Source organism: Sphingobacterium sp. BIGb0165 (genome assembly GCF_024810095.1).
GTDB lineage: Bacteria > Bacteroidota > Bacteroidia > Sphingobacteriales > Sphingobacteriaceae > Sphingobacterium > Sphingobacterium detergens.
This window is the reverse complement of the sequence record NZ_JANUEB010000011.1, coordinates 226,278-249,559: the sequence shown is the minus strand read 5'-3', so window position 1 is coordinate 249,559 and position 23,282 is coordinate 226,278. Positions and strand designations below refer to the sequence as shown.

The following is a 23,282-nucleotide window of genomic DNA, read 5'->3' as shown; positions in this document are numbered from 1 at the left end:
AAAATCTCCGAATTCATAATTGGTTAATTTAATGGACCTCGTGGAGCTGCCCCGTAAGATCAATATATTTTCCTTTAGACTTGAGTAAAAACCTATAACCCTAATAATCAAAACTATAAAATATTATTCTTTCATTTATAAAACCATTGGAAAGTAATGTTTACGCACTCTAAAAAGGCCACATCTCACAATGTGGCCCTAAATACGCTTACGACCCATCTGTGATCAGCCGCAATGATTTGTTTTTGTTCAGTAATAAAACTGACATCAACACCTATAAAAAAAACTTCTAATACCCGAATTTTGCTAAGCGGCCGTACATCTCCACAAAAGCACATTGATCCAACAACCACTTGGATTTTTTTGGTTTCTCCAATGTCCAATCAGCATCAAACAGTCCATCCTGATCACGCATCTTATGCCATGCCAGGTCAAGATTTTTCGCAAAAATGTCCATGTATTTTCTATTCCCATCCTGTTCGAACAAACTGATATATCCCCGCATCATTACTGCATGGAACCAGACATTACTATTTTTTAAGATTGGAAAATCAATTCCATCTCTAGTTTGAAAAAAATAGCTTAAACAAGCTTCAGCAAGCTGCTGCGCATCCATCAGATACTCTTTTTCCTTCGTCAGTTTATAAAGCAAGGCCGCAGCCTGCAACATCTGGCCGGAATTATAGGAATATTTAGCTTTATCTACCTTACCATTTAGATGTATATTATCCCAATATAGCTTGTCATCTGGATCTTGCAAACCTGTTTTTGTCCATTCATATAGACGTCGACCTTCATTTAGGTAATTCTTCTCTTTGGTTGCTTCAAACAGTTTTAGGGCAAACACAGCTGCTGGAGCATTCGAACAGGCATTTTTGGACTCTTTTTTTTGCTCACACCAATAAATACCACCGCCAAGCTTGTTATCTTCACCACTCTTCACAAAAGCCCATATTTCTTTTGCATTTTTGAGGTAATCAGCTTTTTTTGTCTGGATATAGCTATCGGTAAAATCAATACCCAACCATATATTGTCATCATAAAAACGGTCTGACGCTGGTGCGGAATTGATATAAGAGGCATAACCCACAGGTGTACGCTGTTCATCTCTATATTCACGGAGTCCTACCAGTACCTTTTGATCCAATACTTTCTGATGGTCAGCTTTATCCTTAGACAGCTCCATCAATGCATTTACGGCAGAGAAACTCCCCGAGAAGGGCCAGAGATAGGCGTATTTTTTCTGCTGCCCTGCTTGTTCATTATTATTCAGATAATCTGCTTTAAAATTTTCATCAAAAGGATATTTTTCGATCAATAATTTATTTTCAGCACCCCCATATTTGTCGTAGACCACATCTAGGGTCTTTTGCGCACGACCGGAAAATTGGCCTTTTTTTATTTGTGCCTGCGCCGTCAGATAGCACAATCCTGTCAAAAGTAATGTCGTCGTTATCCGGTTTATTTGTTTCATCTGCATCTATTATTTTAATGAAGCCATCAGGAACTAATGTTCATCTAATGGCTTCAGGGTATCCAATCTGTTATTTTAACTTTGTCTGATAGCGTGCCAGCCCTTCAAACAGCATAGCAGCACTGGCATAGGCCGAAATTTCGCTATTACCAATCGGCGGCTGAGACCAGGAAGAGCCAAATAATAGCGTCGGTAAGCTGGTTCCTTTGGTCCAGGCAATTTTACCGTTGTTAACCAAAAACTTCTCAAACTTTGTGCGATAATCTGCATCTATTCCCTCCAGATTCAAATATTCAACAAAATACCGGATGAATATACCCTTAAACAGCGCACCGTCACCATTACCTTCATCGCGCAAAATATTATTCCCCACATCTACACAGCGGGTAATGGTGTAATAACTTATTTTCTGCGCATCCACCAGATAGATCTGATCTTTGGTAATCTTAAAAAGCTCCACAGCCGTACCAAGAAAAGTTCCCTGATTATAGGTCAATGTGGTTACATCAACCGCATCTGTCTCTCCATTGATATTATCGTACACAGCACCTGAAGAAGGGTTATATAAGGTAGCTTTCTGCCATTCATAGATCTTTTTGGCCCAGGTCAGGTAGTTTTCATTTTTTGTTAAATTATAAAGTCTAGCCGCAAGAATGCTAGCAGGTCCATTAGAACAAGCATTCTTGCTGTATAACATATCCTTGCGCCAGGCCAATCCACCGCCAGCATATTGTTCATTCCAGGCTTTCAAAATATCAGTCCATAAAAGTAGTACCGCATCGAGATATTTTTGCTCCTTAGTCGTCTCATATAGTCGCAGCATAGTCAAGGCATTCCACTCCATATCATCATAGAATACATTATAGTAAGTGTTGCCATTTTTAACCTTGACACCCTCAAACCACTTACTGAAATAGGCGCTGTATTTAGCGTCCTTCGTCCGTAGGTAGGCGTCAATAACCACATCCATCGCGTGGGCATTGGGCCAGTATTGAAAGCCCTGATCCGATTGGTTGATGGCGTTGTTAAAATATCCAGCTTCATTCCAGAAACCAGAGATCATTTTGTCGGACACCTGCGTAGCGATCTCTGTCCAAGATTCCTGAATCGTATCGTCGTATAAATATGTATCCTCGACTTTTGTGCACCCAAACAGTAAGAACAGCATGGATGAGATTATCACTATTTTCTTCATCATTTCCTCTTTTTAATTTGGAACTACTGCATGTGTATAATCTTTGTCCCCTTGTAAGATCATGGAGATTTTGGTCGGACGCCCATCTACAGCATCCATAAATTTCCATTTGTCATCCCATTGCGAAAGATTAGGTAATATACGGACAAAGTAATACGATGGGGATGAAGAACTATTTGGTGGGCTATCGGTACCTGTCTGGGTCCCCAATTGTACAGTCTCTGCCTTTCCTGCCTTGACCGTTTCCATCTGGAACTTATAGCGTTGGTCGCGACCCCAGCTTTCCTGCTTAAAGTTGATAACACCTGTTGCCGACCAGACGCCTTTACCTTCATAAGGGAGATCCAGTACCACCGCACCGGAAGGAGAGAAATAAACGCCCATGCTTTTGATTTCAGAATAGGTAATCGTCGAAACGTTGAAATCAATTCGAATTCGATACACCGCAGTCTTGGCAATGGTATTGCTGCCAGTCGTTTCTTCTTTTATCTTAGTTTGATCTTCGGAATAGAATATACGTCCATCCGCCGATTTGCGATCTGTAAAGATATATTTTTTACCGGCTTCCAATTTTGTAAAGATCTCATATTCACCATTACCAACAAGCTTAAACGGTATTGCCTGAGCAATGGCTGTACCGTTCTCAGCACCCTCACCGGTAATAAACAGTTCGTCTGGAATATCTGCAAACCCTTCCAGCGTTTTGATGTTCAGATTTTTTTTCACTTTACTCAGCACTCGTTTCATGCCCCGTATGGAATATACGGACCAACTGATGTCGCCACTTGCACCGGGTTCTATCCCAGCTTTGGCAGCCACCTGATTTAATATTTTGTGACTGATATTTGCGCCATTTGAATTCCCATTATTGTCGGAAGTAACGGTATATAGCGGCTTGCTGAAATCGCCATTTAGCTTATCAAAAACAACTTCATATTGGGCCGCTCCCCCATCGGCGACCAGCGCAGACTCCCATTCAAAATACAGAGCCGCAGAACTCGAACTCAATAATTTGACTGCCTTCCCATCTGTCGGTGCATATAAATTCTCCACAGCGGTTACATCCGCATCCGAGTATTTCATATCGTCTTTTTTGCAGGAAACGATGTTCGCAACCAATGCGAGCATTGCTATAACTTTAAAATACCATTTCATGTCTTTATCTTTAATTTTGTAGTTCAAAACGGACGTTGTTCACGTTATCGTTTGCAACGGTTTGTTTCGATTAAATTTTAGTTTGAATAGCCTTGATTATTGGGCAATAGGTTTTTATTCAGGTCAATCTGTGTCCTTGGCACTGACCATAGATAATCTCTACTCTCGTCAAATCGTCTAATATCCAATTTGATATAGCTATTGTTACCACCATATTTAGCACCAGTTACCTGTCCGTCCAGAAAGGTTTTACCTGCTTTCCAACGTACGATATCATAATAACGCAGCCCCTCCAAAGCGAGTTCGCTTCTTCGTTCATTTCGTACGATCGTTTTCAGATCACCGATCATAGGAAAGTCCAGTGCTGTGCCCACCACAAAGCCAGCTCTTTTGCGGATAGGTTTAATTGTCATATCCCAAATTGCGGCATCGAGCTGCCCCAGCGCCTCTTTCGCTTCGGCATACATCAGTAAGATATCAGCATATCTGAACATAATAATATTGAGCCCGGCATCGTATTTTACCGTTGCTGTCACATCGTAATATTTCTTTACATAATAGCCGGTTGCAGAAGCATTAGCACTCGCTCCCTGATACTCATCCAAGCGCTCTTTATCTGTTCCTCCGGAGCCCGGTTTGATAAAAATCTTACGGACTGTCCCATCAAAGTCAGTCCATTGGCCACCATGAAAAACAATAGTTGCCGCCATCCGTGGGTCTCGATTTATGTAAGGATTATCACTGTTGTAGTTAGGATCCGTGCTTATAGTATTTCCATCAAGGGTGATATAGTTGTCAACAAGGCTCTGCAAAGGGGCATAGCCGTTCAGTCGCGCCTGAGCAGAGATCGGGGCGGCATCATAGAGTTTATTCCAGGTTTTCAACTGCGGTACATAGCCGTAATCCAGAATAACCTCCGAATTGTATTCTTTTGCTGCAGTAAACAATTCCGGATAACTATCGAAAAGCGCATATGTCCCAAATTCCCCTTGTTTCTTGATCAAGTTCTCACAATACTGCAATACTTTGTTCCAGTTGCTCTCATAGAGAAAAGCCCGTGCCTGAAAAGCCGAAGCCGCGCCTTTTGTAATTCGGCCTCTATCATCAGTAGGCAACACATCTTTGCTGGGCAGATCAGCCATACATTCATCCAATTCCTGATGGATAAATGCCATGACGGTTGCCTTGGCCGTTCTTGGAACGATTTTAGATTCCTCCAAGGATATGTCTTTGGTAAAGAAAGGAACATCGCCGTAAAAATTGACCAATCTAAAGTAGAGGAATGCTCGGATAAATCGTACCTCCGCAATCCGACGTTTTTTGAGCACAGCATCCATTCCGGGGACACGATCTACATTTTCAAGGTAAACGTGACAGGTCTTGATCCCGCCATAGAGATCGGACCATTCCGAAGCAAAACGTCCCAAGGTAGGGTCAGCAGTTCCATTGCGGATAGCGCGCTGGTCGGTATTTGACCGTCCTTCAAAAATATTATCACTTAGCGCTTCATCATTCCATAATCGGTCGGCTGAGAAGAGCTGATTATAAGCCATATTGACCATTTTTTCTGCGTTTTCTGGGTAATCCCAAAAGTTCTCATCAGTAAATCTATCTGTTGGCAAGGTATCCAACTTATTGCAGGAAGTGAAATGAACAACAGCCATTAAACTCAAGCCTCCTATAAGTAATTTATATAGTCTCATCACATAAATGGTTAGAATTGAATATTTAATCCGCCGCCATAATATTTCAACGTTGGATAATTGCGGGCACTATTGGCTGAACCTCCCATATTGGAGTCAAATTCGGAAGATTCGGGGTCTATCCAGGAGTTTTTACTCAATGTCAGCAAATTTTGGGCATTAACAAAAAAGCGTACCCGTTGTAGCCCCAATTTGGATGTGACATTCTTTGGTAATGTATATCCTATTTGGAGATTTTTCAGACGTGCATACTTCCCATTGAAAAGATAGAGATCAGAATCTTTCCCAAAGTTGTTTGTTGAGGCTGTAGATCCATTGGCTGTAAGTCGAGGCCACTGCCCATCAATATTTGTCGGCGTCCAGTAATCAAGTTGATGTTGATAAATAGCATACGAATAATTCTGGTGAAAGGGCTCGATCAGTTCACCGCGGATCATCATATCCCGTTTACCAACACCTTGCCAGAACATGCTAAAATCAAAATCCTTATAACTAAGGTTATAGGTCAGGCCGAATGTAAATCGTGGAAAACCATTACCCAGGACAAATCTATCCCGTGCATCGATCATTCCATCATTATTGCGATCCACATATTTGACATCTCCTGGTCGCAAGTCCGCGGCTGTGATACCACTTGGCAGGGCCGAGGTCTCGATATCCGAAATATTCTGGAAAAGTCCAGCCATTTTGTAGCCATAATAGGAATTGTACGGTAGACCGACACGTGTCAATTTGGTAATATTATCTACTGTTGAAATCCGGTCATCTCCTGGCATGGAGACAATCTTATTGTGACTGTCACCTATATTGGCGTTTATCTGATGCTGAAACTCGCCTGTTTTAGCGTGATAGGTCAGGTTGATCTCCCAGCCTTCATTGTTCATTTCGCCCAAATTCTGGTTTTTTAATGAGGTCCCAAACACGGATGGAATTTGTGGTGACATCAGAATATCTACTGTTCGTTTCTTAAAGTAATCAAAGCTTGCTGTCAGCTTATCCTGAAAGAAAGTTGCATCAAGGCCAACATTGAAATTATAGGTTTTCTCCCAGCGCAAATCCAAACTGGCATAATTAAATCCCGCGGCAGCTACTGGCTTATTATTAAATCCATAGCTGTTTGGATAGGATTCATAAGTAAAATAATATGAATAATCATCCACGGCCTGATTTCCCAGTACACCATAGGTTGACCGAATCTTGAGGCTACCGACATGCTCCTTATACCAATTCATAAAAAGCTCTTCCGATGCTCGCCATCCAAGTGATCCTGAGGGAAAGAATCCCCAGCGGTTTGCTTTTGAAAACTTGGAAGATCCATCGTAGCGAAAGCTGAATTCGGCAAAATACTTACTTTCAAAGTCATATCCGGCACGACCGAAGATTGAGTTGATGCTATTCTGTAAAGTTCCATTTGGTGTGACACGGGCACTGGCGGGATCGATAACTGTTCCGGTAGTCGGTGTTCCCAGCACTGGATCGGTAAACTTCATTTTAAGTTCATTCTGTCTACGCGTATAGGACTCATTGGATGCACCAATCAAACCTGAAACATGATGACTCCCGAAGGTCTTGTCATAATCCAGCAATAACTGAAAATTCAGTAAAGAAGCTTTTTCATTAAAATCTTCTGTATTACGATCTGAATTTACGAACACCTGTGGCTGCAATGCGTCAGGGTTGGAATACAGGGGTACTTGGATCCGTCTGATAAAACGATGGTCTGCGTAGATATCTGCTCCAAAAATACCGCGCAGCTTCAGACCGTCGAACAGCTTTGCCTCGAGATTCAGATTGATGTTAAAATAATCATTGTCATTTTTAATATAACCACCTTCATTAAGTTCAGCCAGTGGATTTTGATCTGTGAGTGCGTTATTGACCAGATATTTTCCATTATCTGCCCGCATTCGATAATAATAATAAGAAGGGAGGCGAGAAGCATTGATGATAGCACTTCCGGCTGTATTGCTCATATTGTTGTTACGTGTATACGCTAAAATTGAGGTGAGTTTAAAACGGCCGATCTCAGTACTGAGATTAGTCCGTAGATTATAGCGTTTTATCCCAAAATCCTGTCCAACAAAATTGCTAGGCTGATTATAAAAGCCTCCTGAAAATAAATAAGAACTTTTTTCACCACCACCCGTGACGTTGATATTATATTTTTGTTGAAACGAATTTTTCATGATTTCTGGCAAATTCCATTTTTCGATATCCTGATGTGCATACAGATCAGCAATCGCTTCTGGTGAAAACTGTGGATCCATTCCTGAGTTGGTGAGCGCAAGATTACGTAAGGTCGCATTTTCATAGCCAGCAACTGGGGAAAACAAGATTTTGGGTTGTTGCACACCCCATTGCGTGCCAATTGTAACCGAGGGTTTCTGATTTTGGCGTCCCCTTTTTGTGGTTACCAAGATGACACCATTTGCTGATCGTGAGCCGTAAATGGCTGTGGAACCTGCATCTTTGAGTACAGATACTGTTTCGATATCGTCCGGATTGATCTTGTTCAGTGTTCCACCTTCGGTAATAATTCCGTCAATCACTACTAGTGGGGCATTACTATTTACCGTAGATATTCCCCGGATATTGATGTTCATTGAATTATCGTTTGGATCCATACTTTTCTGTTGAATGGTCAAACTTGGGGAAGCGCCCTGAAGGGCCTGTGTGACGTTGCCGACCGGTCGGTCCTGAAAGGTCTTTGCACCGATCTGATCGACGGCACCGACAACGCGCTGCCGTGTCGTGGTACCATATCCGATAACGATAACTTCTTCCAGCTGGCTATTGCTACTTTTCATCAGCACATGTAACTGTCCCAATTCCTCTGTACGCATAGCGGCCAACTCCACAAGCTGCTGATCGTACCCGACAGAGGAAAATATCAGCGTGGATTTTGGAGAAAGATTACTGATCGTAAAACTACCATCAGCTGCAGTGGAAGTGCCAGCTGATTCATTTCCTTTTACGCGAACGGAAACGTTGGCAAGCGGTTCACCACGCTCATTGGTCACCCGTCCCTTGATCATTGCCTGAACTGGCACCGTCGCTTGCTGTACTGATGGGCCTATGCTTGTAGACCGGGGCTTGTCCCGAATGACGATTGTCTTGCTGTCCATCTGATACGACAGCGGTTGATCTGCAAAAAGCTGAACCAATACATCTGACAACATGCGGTCTTTTACTTTTATATTGACAGGTTTAGCCGCCGACATTTGCCGTTCTGTATAGAGAAAATTGTACCCTGTCTGTGACTTGAGGTCCTTAAATATTCTTTTAAGGCTCATATTGGAGTATTCCAATGTTACCTTTTGTGCAAAAGTCGAAGCGCTAACCTGCATAAAAGTAACCAAGATAATTATGGTCGTCAATCGCATAATAAGCCATAGTTTACGGAATAGCAAATATGCTATCACCTTTTTTCTGATATAATTTTGATACATTTGCAAGGTTTGATTTGCAGTATATTTGAGTCGTCCAAAACAGAAATATAATGCAGATTGGATAGTTAAAATTTAATTGTCCCAAACAGCAACCGAGTCCTTCGGGATCTTGGTTGCTTTCTTATAGCCCACCGTGGTGACTATTCGTTTTGTATATTTCTATTCATCAGTTGCTTTTTTAGGTATTTATAATCAAATTATTTATTAAATAATTACGGAAGAACATATAGGGTTTTCCCTTCAATCCTGAAATGGACTGCCCCCGTATTTTCAAGCAGATTTAAGACTTGCTTTACGTTATCAAAGCGGGATATCCCTCCGCCGAACTTCTCTGTTGTTTTTTTTCCCTGATAGATTACATCCACATTATACCAGCGTGCTATTTTGCGCATTACACTTTCGATATCATCCTCATCAAACATAAATTCGTGATTGGTCCACGCAATTATTGGAGCTGTATCTACTTGCTGTAATTTAAGCGTTCCATTGGCGTTAAGGCTCGATTGTTGTCCAGGAAGTAACCGCAGTTTTTGGTTGCTGGAGGATACTTCGACACTCCCTTCCAAAAGTGTAGTTCGCAATGCAGGTTCATCAGTGTAGCTATTTACATTAAAATGAGTACCCAGTACTTTGATCTGTTGACCGGATGTATTGACAATAAAAGGATGTTTGGGATCCTTTGCTACCTCAAAATAGGCTTCTCCTACCAGTTCCACTTCCCTTTTCCCTTTATGGGCAAACTGCATTGGATACTTAAGGGCTGAAGCAGCATTGAGCCATACCTGTGTACCATCTGGTAACTTAATCCGATAAGTTTCTCCTTTGGTTGTTGATAATATGTGATTGCCAGCCCCACCACCCGCATTTTTTCCTACTTCGTAGATCAATTGTCCATCATTACTTTTAGAAATCTTGATGCCCATTTCATCTGCAATCTGTCCATTCATGGTCTCCTGTAAGCGAATCTGATCGCCATTGGCCAGGGTTAAGGTCGCGGATTGTTTTCCTGGCGATATCAACTCTTGCTTAGACTGTTGATTTACGGAATCACTTACACCATCAAAAAACCACCAGCCAGCAAACGATATTCCAATGACAGTAGCGGCAACAGCGGCAATACGTTTCCAGGACCACAATGATTTCGCTTTTGGTTTATTTATCTGAAGATGTAATTGCTCCCAAGTGTTATCCAATACCAGCAGAAGTTCGGGATCCTGAAGCAAGATCTGATCTACAGGATCATCCAGGACTTCCTGGATCAGCTCCTGCAGCAGTATTCGGTCTTCACCCGATTTTATATAAGACAGAAAAGCGCGAGAATTTTCCTCACTGAGCTCCCCATGTATATACTGTCTTAGCGTATATTGAAGTACTTTTTTTTCCACAATTGGTTATCTTCTTTTTAGCTAATACACTTCAAAAGCAATGATCATCTGCTCCCGTTGCAATTTTATTTTATATTTTTTCAGCCTAAAGAAAATAATAGGGATCAATGATGTTGGAGAAGTATAAAAGAGGCTATTAGCAGCGTGGATTTATCCAAAACACCGTGTCTTTCTTTGATATATTTGGTAGCCTTTACAATATGGTCATTGATTGTGGAAGTCGATATTCTTAATAAGGTACTTACTTCAGCGTAGCTTTTACCTTCGATCTTACAAAGCTTGTAGATCAGTCTGCGTTGGGGTGGAAGCTGTTCAATCGTCTGGGAGAGCCATTGTTCATCCTGTTTTTCGTCTAATTGCTCTTCTACATGGCTGTACAATTGCGTATTATGTTGACTAAGGTAGGCTTGAATCTGTTTCTCCAGATTATTTTTACGGATAAAGTTATATACGGTGTATTTAGCAATCTGAAACAGATAGGATCGAAAAGACTGTTCGGGATCAATTAGCTCCCGCTTATCCCATACTTTTATAAAAACTTCCTGTAAAAGCTCGGCAGCATCCTGTTCGGACTTGACCATTTTACGAATGTTGAGATAGATTCGGCCACTGTAGAGGGTATAAATTTGACGAAAAGCTGTTTGGCAGCCCGAACGCAGGGCCAACAGGTTTTCCTTCTCTTCAATATGATCATATCTCGGTTTATACATTGTCACTCTGGTGAAAATATAAAAAATGGGTCACCAAATCTTGGACCTTTCTCTCATAGTAATGACAAAATAGCAAGAACTATCCCCTTCGTTGAAAAGTAAAAATGCTATAGCTTTATCGTATTTGGTTATCCTCTATCCATCTTAGGTTCATTCAATACATTTATTATCACCATAAAATCCGATAATAAATTCGCGTCGGTATTCCGAAAAATCGAAACTCCAACACGTCTACAGCTTAGCTATTGATACATCCATAAGATTGAATAAAACAAATATAAAAAAACTAAAACGGTTTTGCTTATTTCAGAAGAAAATTAAAAAATGAGCAGGCCGCAGCAATTGCCTCCCGTGGATTTTACAAATTGTCCTTTTTTTAAAATAACGAGGAAACAAAGTATGGATTGGCTCCTATCATCTAGCGATTTCATAGGAACTTTAAACGGACTTTAAACGGACTTTACTCGGACCTCATTCGGATAAAAGCGAATAAAGTCTGTTTCAAATACGAATAATATAGCTATGAAATAAGTATTATTTAGAAAAGAATCTCTTACCTGCTCCCTTGAAAAATAGAAAAAGCCAGATCTCAGGATGGCGCCGAATTTAGCTGCGTCTTCACGGCTATACGTTTTTACATTGGAAGATTGAACCATTTAACAATATAAAATTGAACCGTACAGAAACACTTTCAACATGCAAACTCAGGTAATTTAGCCTAAACCATTTAGATTAAAAAAATGAGTAAAACAATATTAATTACAGGAGCTGCAAGCGGTTTTGGAAAAATTGCTGCATTTGATCTGGCAAGCAAGGGCTACAAAGTAATTGCCACTGCGCAGGTTTACCCACAGGTGAGTGACTTAATACGTGAGGCTACCGAAAAAGGAATCAATCTTATTGTTGACAAATTAGATGTGACCGACCCTCGGGATATGGCTTATATCCACAACAAATATGATATTGATATCCTGATCAGCAACGCTGGCATCATGGAAGGCGGACCAATTGCTGAACAGCCAATGGACTTAATCCGTGCTATGTTTGATGTCAATGTATTTGGAGGTCTTGAACTCGCACGAGGCTTTATCAAAAAATTTATTGCCCAGAAAAAGCCGGGCAAGATTGTCTTCACAACTTCGATGGGCGGTCTTTGGACAGTGCCTTATGTGGCGGCTTATTGTGCATCAAAACACGCGATGGAAGCGATTGCAGAAGGATTAAAAACTGAACTGGCAGACTTTAACATTAAGATCGCGACATGTAATCCCGGTGTATATGGTACAGGGTTCAATGACCGTGGAGTGGATAGCATATTCCGCTGGTACGATCCTGAAATCAATTTTACACCGTCTGCTGTATTTGATGGCATCGCTGAATCGTTGAATAATCAATTGGATCCACAGGGCATGGCAGATTGCATTGTAGATGTAGCGCTGGACGAAAATTCTAATTTTAGGAATGTTTATCCTAAGGAAACCGAAGATTTTGTAAAACAGCTGCAGGTCGAAGCCTGGACTGCAAAAAGTTAGTTAAATAAACAATATCCTATGGGCACAGCTACCTTGCTGTGCTCTTTTCATAAAATAATGGACCAATATGATGAATATAAATTATAATCAAGCAACCCAACTATTGAATGCTTCTATTGTGAAAGCAAACGAAATAGGTATTTCTGTCTGCATAGCAGTAGTAGACAATGGCGGACATTTAATGGCTTTAGCAAGACTTGACAGTGTCTTTGGTGTCATAGACTTCGCGATAAAAAAAGCAAAAACTGCGGTCATGTTTGGTGTAGACAGTGACACTATGGGGAGTATTATCGCTGGCGCTGATATCCATTCCTATGGCATGATCAACTCCAATGATGGTTTATTAACAATACCTGGAGGAATAGTCATTAAAGACGCGAAAGACAACATTATTGGAGCTATTGGCTGCTCCGGAGGTACTCCTGAGCAGGATAAAGAAATTGCAAGCGCGGGTAGTCAGATAATCCTTTAATTTAATGATATTTGTGTCATGACTGCAACCCACGAGATCATATTTGATAGGCTGGTGTATTCCTGTGCATTTGAAAAACATAGGGGATCCGAGGAGTTTTATCCGGATCATTTTTTAGGATTTCAGCTCTGCGGTGAAACACATGCTTTTCATGATCAGGGATTTACAGTTATCCATGAAAATATGGTCGTTCTGGTCAAAAAAAATCAGCTTATCCGTACAATAAAATATCCTTCAAAATCTGGAAAATATAATTTCATTGCAATAACATTGGACAAAGAAACCTTGCAGCGTTATGCTTTTGAAAATAAAATTGTCATAGATACACAATATAGAGGAAAGCAGAAATTATTTTTTGAGCCCAATGAGTTCCTCAACAGTTATTTTATTTCGCTTGCTCCTTATATTAATAAAACAAAACAGGCAACACCCAGACTTGCTGATATCAAAGTCAGGGAGGCCATCGAGCTCTTGCTTGATAGTAACCCTGATTTAAAATATATCCTATTCGATTTCATTAAAACCTATAAAATCGATCTGGAAGAATTTATGAACAACAACTATATGTTTAATGTTCCTCTAGAATCATTCGCAAAACTTACCGGACGCAGTATATCTTCTTTCAAACGTGATTTTGCTCAGATCTTTGATTGTAGTCCCAAATTGTGGCTAAAGAATAAACGTTTGGAAGAAGCTTATTATTTGATCAAACACAAACGACAAAAACCAACGAGTTTCTATCTCGATCTTGGTTTTGAAAATTTAAGTCATTTTTATTCATCATTCAAAGAGAAATATGGCTTAACAACTTCAGAAATCTAGTATTCTTTTTCTCTTATAATTTTTTGACAATATAGGAAAAGCAGTCTTTTTAGTGTACTTACAGATATCGACCAAAGCTGAAATCAAACGCAGAAAATAGATGCTCCACTGGCGAATAAAATGACAATTTTTATTCATAAATTGAGTCAATTCATTATAAACAGATTTGCTATGGGAACTAAAATTTCAACAGACAAACTAGTATTGAAACCTGTCGAACTGTCCGACCTCCAAGACATGTATTATCTTAGGACCAATCCACAAGTTGCTAAATATATTGAGCGGGATGTCAATAAAAATCTCGAAGAGATCAAGCAGTTTATAGAGCTAGTCAGAAAAAATAATTTTTACTTCACGATCAATACCATAGCTCCCAGTGAATTTATTGGAACGATAACCTTATGGAATATCGACCGAAGTACAAATTATGCGGAGATAGGCTACGAGTTGCTTCCTCAATTTCAAGGGAAAGGATTAATGAGTGAAGCCGTAAAGGCAATACTAGATTATGCCTTCAATGAAGCAGGATTTGAATACATTGAAGCATATACGCATCGCGAAAATATAACGTCCAAAAAACTCTTGGAGCGAGTCGGCTTTAAATTGGTAGTGGGTAAAATTGATGAGGATAATTCAGACATTATTATTTATGGAATAAATAAAATAGAGAAAGAGGACTCAATTGATCATGAATAATATAATTTAGTAATTTCAAAGGTGATATATACAGCATAATAAAACAACAGATGAAATTTAGCTTTTTAATTCTATTGTTACTGACTTATGGTTTGGGCCAGGCACAGGATACCGAAATTAACGCTTCAAAAAAAGCCAAGATTAACAATATGATCTCGCTCTTCAAACAAAAGAACTTCGATGTTATTTCAACCATAATAAATTACCCTTTGAAACGAGAAAATCCCATTCCGGATATTAAAACTCCAAAAGAATTTAAGCAACGATCTCATGAAGTTTTTGATCAGAAGCTCCTCAATCTGATTGCAGGTTCAAAAACTGAACAATGGACGGAAGTTGGATGGCGGGGAATCATGCTCGATAACGGCACTGTTTGGATAGATAGTGATATTGGGAAAATAACCGCCATAAACTATCAGAGCTCTTTTGAAAAAAAATTAAAACAAACATTGATCCAACAACAAAAAGATTACGTACACAGTTCTTTAAAACAATTTAAAAATCCGGTATATACAATAAGAACCGAAAAATATCTGATTAGAGTAGATGAACTTGCTAACGGAAAGTACAGATATGCTTCTTGGAAGATTGGCAACAAAGAGAACGCGCAACCTGATATTATAATTAATAATGGCAAATTGGAGTTTGGCGGAAGCGGAGGAAATCACGTCATTACATTCACAAACAGAAACTATACTTACAAAATATATCGGAATATTATTGCCGAAAAAAATGCGTCTGATATTACCCTTGATGTAGAAAAAGATAACCAAAAAATTTTGAGTCAACCCGGAACATTAGTAGCCGATTAATAAGTACAGGTCGACTAAAAAGCCACATCTCGCGATGTGGCTCTCCAACATATATATTTATTTTAAACGACCTGCTTATTTATACGAGTTAATAGATTTGGATACTTTCCAGCTGACGCCTTCGCGAACCAAAGTAACAAGATCCGTCATGGTAAAATTTTCAAATTTCATGGTTACTTTTGCGATCATATAGTCTGCTGATTTTTCGATGATCCGGGCGCTCACGTTACAATTCAACTTTTCTCCTTTTTGTTTTTTGAAAAAATCGACCACAGCATTACGGCTATTGGTTGCTGCCTGTGAAGATTGAACATTTTGGCTGAAATCCTCAGTAAACAATTGTTCTATTCCTGCTGATTCGCCCTTTGTTTTCACCGCAACATAATGGTCAAGGGCTAAGCCTGCTGTGGAAAGATTAACTGATGCTTTCTCTGTTTTTCCGACTATTTTTTCCGTTGCCATAGCGAAAGTAGATAATGCAATTAAAGCGACTGCTGTGAATGTTTTTACTAGTGTTTTCATAATGTCTTTATTCTATTGTGTTAGTTCTGTTGTTCTTATTTGTTGATTCAAAACTACAACACAATACACCCCTCACCTACGGGCTTTAGACTAATGGACTGGAAAACTCGGTGAATGGCGGAAATGGGGAGGTAAATCGGCGACAGGAAATTTAGCTTAAGCTCACAATCTCCAGTTGAATATTTAAACGGGCTTGTTTTTCATACCTATCGAAAAACAAATCTGTTTTAAAGATCCTTTCCATATTCAGAAAACTCTGCAGAACTTGTTTTCTACCTTGGTCAAAATAAATAGAATCTCCATATTCTTTGCGGATGCCGGCGGCATATTTAGCATAAGATACACTGTCAGCCCCTAGTATTGACATATCGGCATCTATAAAGTAATTGATATCAGACGAACTATTGCCCGCATGTGTCTTTGTTGCTAAGATCATCTCGCTACATACGCTGATCAAATCGGATGGATATTGTAGTCTATTTAGATGATTCACAGCCACAAGTGCACTCTTTTCTTCATTAGTACCATCCATCATAAAATAGACGATATCATGATAAATCATAGCTAGATAGGCTGTGGAATAATCTGACAATTTATTTTTGCAAAGATCTAATTGATTGCTAAAATGCTGCAAATGTACCAAAGTATGATATGCTCTTCGTTGATCGGAATATGATACGATTACATCATTCCAGCAAGATTCCAATAGGTATATATCCTCAATATATGGTTTGAGGCACGAAAAATAAATCTCTTTCATCTGTAAAACATCAATGATCATAAGTAAAGCTAATTATTTTTGTAATCATATTCGCTTTCAAACAACTTATCTAATTAACTTTAAATACGAAATTAAAACCGAACGAAGCATGAAACCTGGTAGAATAATTGACACATTGGTGTTGTGGATCATCTTAGCAATACCTTTTCTAGGCAATGGCCAACAATTGACGCAGATCCAAAAGGGGTATTGGGTTGCCTGTGGAGATGACAAAGTGCTTATTATCAATCCCGCAATTGGTTCCGATAGCTCAGCTGTGGTCTGGAAATGGCAATTCGGAGAAAGCGCCAATCAAATACCGAAGGAATATAGTAACTATTTCAAGTCAATAGATGAATGCAAGCCCGTGTTTTCGAATAAAAAAATCCTGATTACATCATCTACTGGTGCAACCTGTTTATTGAATATCGCCGATAAAAAAATTGAGTTTTACGCGAAGACACCCATGGCCCATTCAGCGGACATATTGCCCAGAAAACTTGTAGCTGTGGCAAACTCAACTCATCCAAAAGGTAACTCTCTGGAGCTTTATCAATTAGACCAACCGGAGAAACCAATCTACAAGGACACACTTTATTCGGGACATGGTGTAGTCTGGAACAACAGATTACAGCAATTATTTGTACTTGGCTATGACGATCTGCGAACGTATAAATTAACTGATGCTAAAAAAAGCTTAACTCTCGTCAATACAATAAAAATTCCCGGACAAGGCGGGCATGATCTCTCTCGGATAGATGACAATCGTTTATTGGTTTCGTTTACAGATGGCGTAGTTATTTTTTCTATAAAAGAACGAAAATTCGATCCATTCTCACCCTTAGCTGATGCTCATCATATAAAATCCATAAACTGGAATGCAAAAATAAACCGTCTGGTATACACAAAAGCAGAAGAAAGTTGGTGGACATATAATATCTATGCGACCAATCCAAATCAGAAGGTATATATACCGACCCTGAAACTTTATAAAGTCCGTGTCTGCGATTAGGAGTAGCTGAAACACAAAAAAGCCACATCTCACGACGTGGCTACTAAACTAAACTTATAAACTTATGATTCACTAATAGTCAGGCAATGAGCTAACTTGACTCACCACTAGTTATTGATTCTTTGTCCTATTTATATGCATTTACAGAACTGGACACTTTCCAGCTTCCATTCTCATTGACCAAAGTCACAAGATCTGTCTTGGTGAAATCCGCAAATTGCATTGTTACCTTTGCGACCATATAATCTGACGATTCTTCGATGATCTGGGTGTTTACTTTACAGTTGAGCTTCTCCCCTTTTTGTTTTTTCAAAAATTTGATGACTTCCCTACGGTTATTCGTTGCTGCATTTCCTGATTGGATTTTTTGGCAGAAATCTGCAGCAAATAATTGATCTACTCCGGCCGACTCTCCCTCGGTGATAACCGCAACATAATGACTAAGGGCGATATCTGCAGTGAATAGATTAACAATAGCTTTCTCTGATGTTGAAGATGGTTTATCTGCGGCCATAGCGAAAGTACTTATTGCGATCAACGCTGCTGCCACGAATGTTTTTACGAATGTTTTCATAATATTCTTATTTTATTATATTAGCTTTTCATCTAAATAATTCATCCATTATTAGTGATGAAGCTTTATACTCTCGGTGGTTTATTGTTCTTATTTGTTGATTCAAAATTATAGTACGATAGCCCCTCCGCCTATGGTCTTTAGGTCAACGGGTATAAAAACTCGGTGAACGAAGGAAATAGGGAGGTGAAATTTAAAACGCTTTTCAGAAATCTGAGAACAAAACATATATGACAGAGAATATTCCCTTTATACAAGTAATTAAAGTTCCCATCGTTGCAGATTTAGTACTGAGTCCCACCGTCCTATACGATGAAAATGGAACCTCTATCTGCTTTGAAACGGAGGATAAACAGTTTGGTAGAATCACCATACAAAAAATGGATGGAATCAGAATCTGCCGTGGGGAAATTCCACCTTATCACGATCCCAGAGAAAATTGGGAAGATTTTGAGGTAGGCACCTGGGTGTACCGGGTTGAAAACTCAAGATGGCTGATGGAAAGATATCAATATGAAAAAAAACACTATGGCCAATCGTATGAATGGGGCAATTCAGTGGAAGAAATGTTGACCGACTATACACATTATTACTTTTTCTTTCATGACGAATTTGTAGAGGTTATCGCTAAAGGCTTCTGGTGGGAAAAAGCTGAACAGAGCTTACTCGGAAAACCATTGTCAATGAGTCATCCATTCCTCAAATTACAGATTGATTTTACGGAAGAACTCAACATCAATGATGCTCGATTTTATATCAAGATAAATCCTAAATCACATCAAGAACTCTTAGAAGATGTACGTTTTTGCCATCAAACCATTTTAGAGGTTTGGGTAAAAATTAAGGGTGAATACTTTCAGAAGGGGACACTAAAAATTAAAGAAAATAAGGCTGTCGTTTTTTCTTATTATCAACCTAGGTTCGGAAAAGAAATTATCATAAAAAAAGGCATTGCAGATCTAGCTGACCTGGAAAATGTACTACTGTCCAAACCTTGACAGATTAAGTCGTAGGTCTTATTTTTCTCGTAATATTGGATGTAATTTATCATAATCTGACCAATCGCCAAAACCTTTGAACTGGACACCTTGGCCCCATGGAACCATTGCTTTGCAATCAAAGCAAATTTTGGCAAGTCCAATACATTTTTTATTCTTATAAAAAACAAGGATGTCTCTAAATTCATGTATACATGAACTATCTATATCCTCTTGTCTAGCTTTTCGAAAAAATAATGAATCTATAACGCCATAATGCTTTCCATTAATCAGCGTTTTGGTATAGTCGACATCCTCCAGCCTTTTTAGGATAGCAGTGTCAACTTGATTATCACCTAATACAGACAACAAAAAAACATCCTGCTCGGATTGGATCTTCTTGTCTTGCAACTCTCCTATTTGATTAAGATCAATCATTGTTGAATAATGAACAAGCGAATCAAACTGAAAAGAACCAGAAGTGGTGTTATCTGGGGTCTTTCCCTCGCGCGAACCACCATTGCCAACACAGCCCTGCGAGCAGATAGAGATGATCATAGCAAAAATTCCCACTGATATAAATGTTCCTCTTTTCATTTTCATAAGCTCCTTTTTATTACAGATTCATAGCACCATGATAGCTAAAGAATCGATCCCTGTACAAAATTTATTGACCAACTAGATTCTAGGATAATAGACAAGGCTAAAATATGATAAAAAATTCTATCAAATAAGTAAATCGAAGATTAAAAAAACACAATAAAGTAGCAAAGATATAGCCACAACTAAGAAAAAAATATAGTCAAAATAGGGGTTCTAGCTATCTTCAAGCGTTAGATAAGCTCGCTATCATTACTATTGACCAGAATAAAAAACCAAAAACAACTGTCCTGATAAACATTCAAAATGGGCCAATAATTATTGGCCCATTTTTGCACCAGCATGTTTTAAAACAAAAGTAGAGTCCAAGGCTCAGCTCTCCTATTTCACCGACTACAATCCTTCCCTTATTTGAAGTTCTATATCAAGCTGAAAATTGCATTTTCCTTTAGGATACCTATTTCTTTTCAAGTGATACCATCATTTGCTGACCAAGCGAGCAGGATAGCCCATGATGCATCTATCAAGTTTATTACGGATAATAGTTTATCATTCCGGATTTCCGGCCAAACCGATCGTCAAATATGAAACCATTTATAAAGACTCTGCTTCAAAAATTTGTAATAGTAGGATTTCTGTGCATCCTCTCACTTATGACCTATGCTCAAAAATTAAGCGTAATCGACCTCAAGGTAGAACATCTTAAAAATCCTATGGCAATCGAGACGGTTAATCCCCGATTTAGCTGGAAAATTATTTCTCCTATAAAAAACACTTTACAATCGTCTTATGAAATCAGAGTAGGTACAAATAAGGCTTCGATAAACCTTGGAAAAGATCTCGTCTGGGAAGCTACTGTCTCCGGAGATCAATCTGTACTGATTAAATATAATGGAGCAGCACTGCATTCAAAAAGAAGATATTTTTGGCAAGTTAGGGTAAAAGACAATCATGGCAATACCTCCGCCTGGTCTGATGCCCATTTCTTTCAGATGGGTATTGGCGCTATGGACTGGAGCGCGAAATGGATCAAGGTAGCAGAAACGGACACCTCAGCACGAAGTCCCATTTTTAGAAAAGAATTCTCCATAAATAAAAAACTAAAGTCTGCAATGGTCTATGTCACAGCAAAAGGGCTTTATGAAGCTCGTATAAATGGCCAGCGCATCAGCGATACTTATTTTGCTCCGGGGTGGACCAGTTATAAAAATCATTTACAGTACCAAGTATATGATGTGACCACTGTACTAAAAAATGGTACCAACGTATTCGGTGTCAGCCTCGGAAACGGCTGGTATAAAGGACGGATAGGCTTCGGAAATCAACATAATTTTTATGGCGACACGCGTGGATTGCTTCTGCAACTCCTCGTGGAATATACGGATGGTACAACAGAAACGATCAATTCCGATGAAAGCTGGAAATATGCTTATGGACCGATCATGGCATCTGATATTTATGACGGCGAAATTTATGATGCCAGGATGGAAATAGCCGGCTGGGACAATATCGGCTTTAAAGAGAACAATAAATGGAATAACGTTGGCATCATGGAGAAAGGGCCAGAAAAACTTGTTGCGATGGCCGGTCCACCAGTTAAGAAACATGAACAGTTTAAAGCCCTTAAGGTTTTCAAAACATCAGCAGGTGAAACAGTTGTAGATTTTGGACAAAATCTAGTAGGTTGGGTCATGCTCAAAGCGAAAGGTGCAGCCGGAACCAAGATCACCTTGAGTCATGCTGAAGTGCTTACAAAAGAAGGCAATTTTTATACAACAAATCTCAGGTCTGCAAAGGCACAGGATATCTATATTTTAAAGGAAAACACAGCACAGATCTTTGAACCTCATTTTACATTTCAGGGTTTCAGGTATGTGAAGGTAGAAGGTTATCCAGGTGAATTGACCTCTGAGAACATTACAGCTATCGCCTTATATTCAGCAATGGAGACCACAGGCAAATTCGTAACCTCAAATGCATTATTAAACCAGTTACAGCACAACATTCAATGGGGACAAAAAGGAAATTTTTTGGATGTACCAACAGATTGCCCACAACGCGATGAGCGCTTAGGGTGGACTGGTGATGCGCAAGCTTTTGCCAATACAGCGGCCTATAACATGGATGTGTCGGGATTTTTCACCAAATGGCTAAAGGACGTAAAGGCGGACCAACTCCCTAATGGTGCAATCCCCCACGTAATCCCCAATGTACTGGGGGCAAATGATGGTGCTTCTGCCGGCTGGGCAGATGTAGCTACCATTATCCCATGGGATATGTATGTGGCTTATGGCGATCGACAGTTCTTGGAAAATCAATATGAGAGCATGCGAAAATGGGTAGATTATATCTCATCTACCGCCAAAAATAACCTATGGAATTCAGGTTTCCACTTTGGAGATTGGCTTTTTTATCGTCCTAATGATGATAACGATGGAAGAGCTGCTGTAACGGACAAATATTTGATTGCACAGACTTTTTATGCACATTCGACCCAACTATTGATCAATGCAGCAAATGTATTGGGTAAACAGGAAGACGTAGCTAAATACAGCACCCTCCTAACAAACATTAAATCCGCTTTTGTAAGGGAATACATGACCCCAACGGGTAGGTTGGTTTCAGGCACACAAACAGCCTATGTACTCGCACTACAATTTGATATGCTACCCGAACAACTCAGAGCAGCCTGCGCGGATCGTCTTGTAGCCAATATCCGGGACTATGGAAATCACCTCACAACCGGATTCTTGGGTACGCCATATTTATGTCATGTGCTGACCAGGTTTGGTCACAACGATGTGGCTTACGACCTTTTAATGCAGGAAAGCTATCCTTCTTGGCTTTATCCCGTAAAAATGGGGGCAACAACAATATGGGAACGGTGGGACGGAATTAAACCTGATGGATCTTTTCAAACCCCAGATATGAACTCTTACAACCACTATGCATATGGGGCAATTGGGGACTGGATGTACAGAACGATTGCAGGAATCAATTCGGTTGCTGAAGAACCGGGTTATAAAGCTGTTGTCATTGCTCCCAAACCGAATGGAAAAATAACAAGTGCATCTGCGGAATTAGAAACCGTTTATGGCACGGTAAAATCAGCATGGAAACTTGAAAATGGACTCCTGAAACTTGAGGTCACCATACCAGCAAACAGTAAAGCCACAGTAATTTTGCCTGATTCAACAAGAGAAATTGGTTCAGGCACCTATTATTTTGAAAGTAAAATTTGATATGTAATCCAGCTCAGATCTGGGTTAAGATAAAAATACGAACGGAGTAACAGTTTTATCTCAATTTTAGAAGAGAACAATATGCGCAACAAACAATTATTATCTTAAACATTTTATTCATAATTTAACAGGTATTTTAAGAAGCCATCTTAGGTTGGAATATTATTTTTACTCCCGCCAATCATTCTTT

Annotated in this window: 19 protein-coding genes; 8 read left to right on the top strand and 11 right to left on the bottom strand. The window is 39.5% G+C overall.

All coding sequences use genetic code 11. The features are described from left to right. Window positions 1–289: 289 nt before the first annotated feature. The 7 genes from M2408_RS24115 to M2408_RS24085 form a co-directional block, all read right to left on the bottom strand. Entirely contained in the window at window positions 290–1,474 is a 1,185-nt protein-coding gene (locus M2408_RS24115; protein ID WP_259187137.1) for a glycoside hydrolase family 76 protein, read from the bottom strand. Window positions 1,475–1,544: 70 nt separating this feature from the next. Next, window positions 1,545–2,672, bottom strand: coding sequence for a glycoside hydrolase family 76 protein (locus M2408_RS24110; protein ID WP_259187136.1), 1,128 nt, complete (start codon window positions 2,670–2,672; stop codon window positions 1,545–1,547). Between the two features lie 9 nt (window positions 2,673–2,681). Beyond that, window positions 2,682–3,824: a SusE domain-containing protein gene (locus M2408_RS24105; protein ID WP_259187135.1), complete on the bottom strand. Its 1,143-nt coding sequence runs from the start codon at window positions 3,822–3,824 to the stop codon at window positions 2,682–2,684. A gap of 77 nt (window positions 3,825–3,901) precedes the next feature. Then, window positions 3,902–5,527 carry a RagB/SusD family nutrient uptake outer membrane protein gene (locus M2408_RS24100; protein ID WP_259187134.1) on the bottom strand — a complete coding sequence of 542 codons (1,626 nt, stop codon included), beginning with the start codon at window positions 5,525–5,527 and terminating at the stop codon, window positions 3,902–3,904. 11 nt (window positions 5,528–5,538) lie between these two features. Continuing rightward, the gene (locus M2408_RS24095; RefSeq protein WP_259187133.1) at window positions 5,539–8,949 is read right to left on the bottom strand and encodes a TonB-dependent receptor; all 3,411 of its coding nucleotides are present in this window, start codon (window positions 8,947–8,949) and stop codon (window positions 5,539–5,541) included. Between the two features lie 239 nt (window positions 8,950–9,188). Further along, window positions 9,189–10,361, bottom strand: a complete 1,173-nt coding sequence (locus tag M2408_RS24090; RefSeq protein ID WP_259187132.1) for a FecR family protein — start codon at window positions 10,359–10,361, stop codon at window positions 9,189–9,191. Between the two features lie 104 nt (window positions 10,362–10,465). Beyond that, window positions 10,466–11,071, bottom strand: coding sequence for an RNA polymerase sigma factor (locus tag M2408_RS24085; RefSeq protein ID WP_120259707.1), 606 nt, complete (start codon window positions 11,069–11,071; stop codon window positions 10,466–10,468). A gap of 740 nt (window positions 11,072–11,811) precedes the next feature. On the opposite strand from M2408_RS24085, the gene M2408_RS24080 reads away from it, so the two are divergent. From M2408_RS24080 to M2408_RS24060, 5 genes are all read left to right on the top strand, one after another. Beyond that, entirely contained in the window at window positions 11,812–12,603 is a 792-nt protein-coding gene (locus M2408_RS24080) for an SDR family oxidoreductase (RefSeq protein WP_259187131.1), read from the top strand. A gap of 67 nt (window positions 12,604–12,670) precedes the next feature. Further along, entirely contained in the window at window positions 12,671–13,075 is a 405-nt protein-coding gene (locus M2408_RS24075) for a heme-binding protein (protein WP_208642553.1), read from the top strand. 18 nt (window positions 13,076–13,093) lie between these two features. Further along, window positions 13,094–13,897 carry an AraC family transcriptional regulator gene (locus M2408_RS24070; RefSeq protein WP_259187130.1) on the top strand — a complete coding sequence of 268 codons (804 nt, stop codon included), beginning with the start codon at window positions 13,094–13,096 and terminating at the stop codon, window positions 13,895–13,897. A 171-nt stretch (window positions 13,898–14,068) separates the two neighbouring features. After that, window positions 14,069–14,593, top strand: a complete 525-nt coding sequence (locus tag M2408_RS24065) for a GNAT family N-acetyltransferase (protein WP_259187129.1) — start codon at window positions 14,069–14,071, stop codon at window positions 14,591–14,593. 209 nt (window positions 14,594–14,802) lie between these two features. Next, the gene (locus tag M2408_RS24060; RefSeq protein WP_259187128.1) at window positions 14,803–15,405 is read left to right on the top strand and encodes a hypothetical protein; all 603 of its coding nucleotides are present in this window, start codon (window positions 14,803–14,805) and stop codon (window positions 15,403–15,405) included. A gap of 75 nt (window positions 15,406–15,480) precedes the next feature. On the opposite strand, the gene M2408_RS24055 is transcribed toward M2408_RS24060, so the two are convergent. Continuing rightward, the gene (locus tag M2408_RS24055; RefSeq protein ID WP_259187127.1) at window positions 15,481–15,927 is read right to left on the bottom strand and encodes a nuclear transport factor 2 family protein; all 447 of its coding nucleotides are present in this window, start codon (window positions 15,925–15,927) and stop codon (window positions 15,481–15,483) included. A gap of 151 nt (window positions 15,928–16,078) precedes the next feature. Further along, window positions 16,079–16,687, bottom strand: a complete 609-nt coding sequence (locus M2408_RS24050) for a hypothetical protein (RefSeq protein ID WP_259187126.1) — start codon at window positions 16,685–16,687, stop codon at window positions 16,079–16,081. 109 nt (window positions 16,688–16,796) lie between these two features. Here M2408_RS24050 and M2408_RS24045 point away from each other — a divergent pair, with 109 nt between their 5' ends. Then, the gene (locus tag M2408_RS24045; RefSeq protein WP_259187125.1) at window positions 16,797–17,699 is read left to right on the top strand and encodes a DUF6528 family protein; all 903 of its coding nucleotides are present in this window, start codon (window positions 16,797–16,799) and stop codon (window positions 17,697–17,699) included. Between the two features lie 127 nt (window positions 17,700–17,826). Here the strand turns inward: M2408_RS24045 and M2408_RS24040 are convergent, their stop codons facing one another. After that, window positions 17,827–18,273 (bottom strand): nuclear transport factor 2 family protein, encoded by a 447-nt coding sequence (locus tag M2408_RS24040; protein ID WP_259187124.1) that lies wholly within the window; start codon window positions 18,271–18,273, stop codon window positions 17,827–17,829. 230 nt (window positions 18,274–18,503) lie between these two features. On the opposite strand from M2408_RS24040, the gene M2408_RS24035 reads away from it, so the two are divergent. Beyond that, entirely contained in the window at window positions 18,504–19,271 is a 768-nt protein-coding gene (locus M2408_RS24035) for a hypothetical protein (protein WP_259187123.1), read from the top strand. Window positions 19,272–19,289: 18 nt separating this feature from the next. Here the strand turns inward: M2408_RS24035 and M2408_RS24030 are convergent, their stop codons facing one another. Beyond that, the gene (locus M2408_RS24030) at window positions 19,290–19,847 is read right to left on the bottom strand and encodes a hypothetical protein (protein WP_259187122.1); all 558 of its coding nucleotides are present in this window, start codon (window positions 19,845–19,847) and stop codon (window positions 19,290–19,292) included. Between the two features lie 587 nt (window positions 19,848–20,434). On the opposite strand from M2408_RS24030, the gene M2408_RS24025 reads away from it, so the two are divergent. Next, on the top strand, window positions 20,435–23,092 hold the full coding sequence (locus tag M2408_RS24025; protein ID WP_259187121.1) for a glycoside hydrolase family 78 protein: 2,658 nt from the start codon (window positions 20,435–20,437) through the stop codon (window positions 23,090–23,092). The last annotated feature ends 190 nt before the right edge of the window (window positions 23,093–23,282 follow it).

Bases quoted from the DNA above. Each gene is read 5' to 3' on its own strand.
- M2408_RS24115 (WP_259187137.1), bottom strand. From the start codon at position 1,474: ATGAAACAAATAAACCGGATAACGACGACATTACTTTTGACAGGATTG.
- M2408_RS24110 (WP_259187136.1), bottom strand. From the start codon at position 2,672: ATGATGAAGAAAATAGTGATAATCTCATCCATGCTGTTCTTACTGTTT.
- M2408_RS24105 (WP_259187135.1), bottom strand. From the start codon at position 3,824: ATGAAATGGTATTTTAAAGTTATAGCAATGCTCGCATTGGTTGCGAAC.
- M2408_RS24100 (WP_259187134.1), bottom strand. From the start codon at position 5,527: ATGAGACTATATAAATTACTTATAGGAGGCTTGAGTTTAATGGCTGTT.
- M2408_RS24085 (WP_120259707.1), bottom strand. From the start codon at position 11,071: ATGTATAAACCGAGATATGATCATATTGAAGAGAAGGAAAACCTGTTG.
- M2408_RS24080 (WP_259187131.1), top strand. From the start codon at position 11,812: ATGAGTAAAACAATATTAATTACAGGAGCTGCAAGCGGTTTTGGAAAA.
- M2408_RS24075 (WP_208642553.1), top strand. From the start codon at position 12,671: ATGATGAATATAAATTATAATCAAGCAACCCAACTATTGAATGCTTCT.
- M2408_RS24070 (WP_259187130.1), top strand. From the start codon at position 13,094: ATGACTGCAACCCACGAGATCATATTTGATAGGCTGGTGTATTCCTGT.
- M2408_RS24065 (WP_259187129.1), top strand. From the start codon at position 14,069: ATGGGAACTAAAATTTCAACAGACAAACTAGTATTGAAACCTGTCGAA.
- M2408_RS24055 (WP_259187127.1), bottom strand. From the start codon at position 15,927: ATGAAAACACTAGTAAAAACATTCACAGCAGTCGCTTTAATTGCATTA.
- M2408_RS24050 (WP_259187126.1), bottom strand. From the start codon at position 16,687: ATGAAAGAGATTTATTTTTCGTGCCTCAAACCATATATTGAGGATATA.
- M2408_RS24045 (WP_259187125.1), top strand. From the start codon at position 16,797: ATGAAACCTGGTAGAATAATTGACACATTGGTGTTGTGGATCATCTTA.
- M2408_RS24040 (WP_259187124.1), bottom strand. From the start codon at position 18,273: ATGAAAACATTCGTAAAAACATTCGTGGCAGCAGCGTTGATCGCAATA.
- M2408_RS24035 (WP_259187123.1), top strand. From the start codon at position 18,504: ATGACAGAGAATATTCCCTTTATACAAGTAATTAAAGTTCCCATCGTT.
- M2408_RS24030 (WP_259187122.1), bottom strand. From the start codon at position 19,847: ATGAAAAGAGGAACATTTATATCAGTGGGAATTTTTGCTATGATCATC.
- M2408_RS24025 (WP_259187121.1), top strand. From the start codon at position 20,435: ATGAAACCATTTATAAAGACTCTGCTTCAAAAATTTGTAATAGTAGGA.